At 44.5% G+C, this 1,879-nt stretch carries 3 protein-coding genes; all 3 read right to left on the minus strand.

Annotated elements, in window-relative coordinates:
• Nucleotides 1-16: 16 nt before the first annotated feature.
• Genes FGQ85_RS18525 through FGQ85_RS18075 form a run of 3 tightly spaced genes read right to left on the minus strand, consistent with a single transcriptional unit; the run spans nucleotide 17 to nucleotide 1,686 of the window.
• Entirely contained in the window at nucleotides 17-178 is a 162-nt protein-coding gene (locus FGQ85_RS18525) for a hypothetical protein (RefSeq protein WP_171028017.1), read from the minus strand.
• On the minus strand, nucleotides 175-1,056 hold the full coding sequence (locus FGQ85_RS18070) for an ABC transporter ATP-binding protein (protein WP_087168062.1): 882 nt from the start codon (nucleotides 1,054-1,056) through the stop codon (nucleotides 175-177). The genes FGQ85_RS18525 and FGQ85_RS18070 overlap by 4 nt, the downstream gene beginning before the upstream one ends.
• 3 nt (nucleotides 1,057-1,059) lie before the next feature.
• Nucleotides 1,060-1,686 carry a TetR/AcrR family transcriptional regulator gene (locus tag FGQ85_RS18075; RefSeq protein WP_087167983.1) on the minus strand — a complete coding sequence of 209 codons (627 nt, stop codon included), beginning with the start codon at nucleotides 1,684-1,686 and terminating at the stop codon, nucleotides 1,060-1,062.
• Nucleotides 1,687-1,879: the final 193 nt, after the last annotated feature.

Consider the following 1,879-nt stretch of genomic DNA (forward strand, 5'->3'; position numbering starts at 1 on the left):
GAACAGTGATTTCCGCTTATCCGGAATAGTGATTTCCTAACGCCGGACTGGTGATGGAAAATGCCCCGGAATACTCAGGAAATAAAAAAACACATACCGCAAAAAGAAATGCGATGGATACAGTCCATATAATCAGAGCTGTCCGGCCCTGACGCAGTTCATGTCTGAAGATTGTCATACCTGTTCCTCTCCTTCCGTATAATAATGAAGAAAAATCTCTTCCAGATCCGGTTCGGATATGCTAAGATCCATAATTCGCTGCCGGCTAAGTCTGTCCAGAAGCAGATTGATATCACCACCGTACAGAAAACTGGTGGAGTCATCAGCCTTCTGCAGATCCCGTACATCCGGCAGACCGGAAGGGTCAAAATTTCCCCGGACAGAAATCCGTTTTGCGTTTGTACGTGCCAGTTCCTCTACACTTCCGGAAGCTATAATTCTGCCCTCCCGTATAATCGCAGCCCGGCCGCAAAAGCGCTGGACTTCGGAGAGGATATGTGAGGAAAGGAATACTGTCATGCCCTTCTTGTTTCTTTCCTTCAGTATTTCAAAGAATTCCCGCTGCATCAGAGGATCCAGCCCTCCGGTTGGTTCATCCAGAATGCAGAGTCTTGGATCATGCTGCAGGGCACAGATAACAGCCAGTTTCTTCCTGTTTCCAAACGAAAGCTCGCCGATCCGGCGAGAAGGATCCAGCTGCAGACGCTCGCACAGATCAGCGGATACTTTCCGGCAGTCTTTCCGGTGCAGCTCCGCCGAAAGGCGGATCAGATCCCGGCCTCGCATATCTGGATAGAAAACCGCTTCTGAGGGAAGATAACCGATCTCAGACAGAATCTGTTCTTTTTCTTTGGAAATATCCTTTTCCAGTACCCATGCGCTGCCATGAGTTTTCTGTATCAATCCCATCAGAATACGGATCGTCGTACTTTTTCCGGCTCCATTTGGACCAATAAATCCAAAGAATTCACCCTCACATACCTCCAGATCAAGATCAACAATTCCCCGGGACCTTCCATAATATTTCGTAAGCCCCTCTGTTCGTATTGCGTTCATCATTTAACCCTTCTTTCTCAGATATATCTTTTTCCAGAATGCAATCATTTCCCGGAAGTCCGCTTCTATTTTTTCGATGTCCTCTTCTGTCTGCAGAGAACCATTCTTCTGTAGTTCCCACAGATATCCCTCTGAGACAAGATACATTTCCCTGAGAATTCTCTCAGGCTCCACGCCCTCAACAAACTGATCCGGCTCCAAATTAGCCCACGACGGGGCAGCTTTCATAGAAATCAATCTGGCATAGCTCTTCTCGATTTCCGTTTGAATAGAAGGATCGGTTTCATAAAAGGCACGGATCACAAAGTTCCCCATAAAGGGATATTTTTTCATAATATGCATTTTTGCCCTCAATCCCCGTTCCATCATTTCAAACAGATCTCTGCGGTCATAACATCCATAAGCCGTCATTGTAGAAATAGAAATTCTGCCGCAGGTCGTCCAGAGAAACATATAAAATTTTTTCTTATTTTGAAAATAGTGAAAAAGAAGCGACTTACTGATTCCTGCTGCATCAGCGACCTCCTGCATCGGACTCTTTTTATAACTGTTCTGTGAGAATACCCGATAGCCGGCATTGATAATTGCCTGTTGCTTTTCCTTTGGCAGACTATAAAACTTTTCGTTCATGAATCCTCCTTTTGACCAACTTGGTTAATTTTTATTATATATAGTTGACCATTTTTGAGAAGACCTTATTCTGTATTTTTTCAAAGAAATATAAAAGATACCATCCTCTGCGCATATAAAAAAGTGTCTTCGACACTTCAGCCCCCTAGCCCCCATTCATGGGGGAATTGGGGGTTTCTTTTTATGTGTTTTT

The organism is Pseudoflavonifractor sp. BSD2780061688st1 E11 (assembly GCF_005844125.1).
GTDB classification, from domain to species: Bacteria; Bacillota; Clostridia; order Lachnospirales; family Lachnospiraceae; genus Sellimonas; species Sellimonas catena.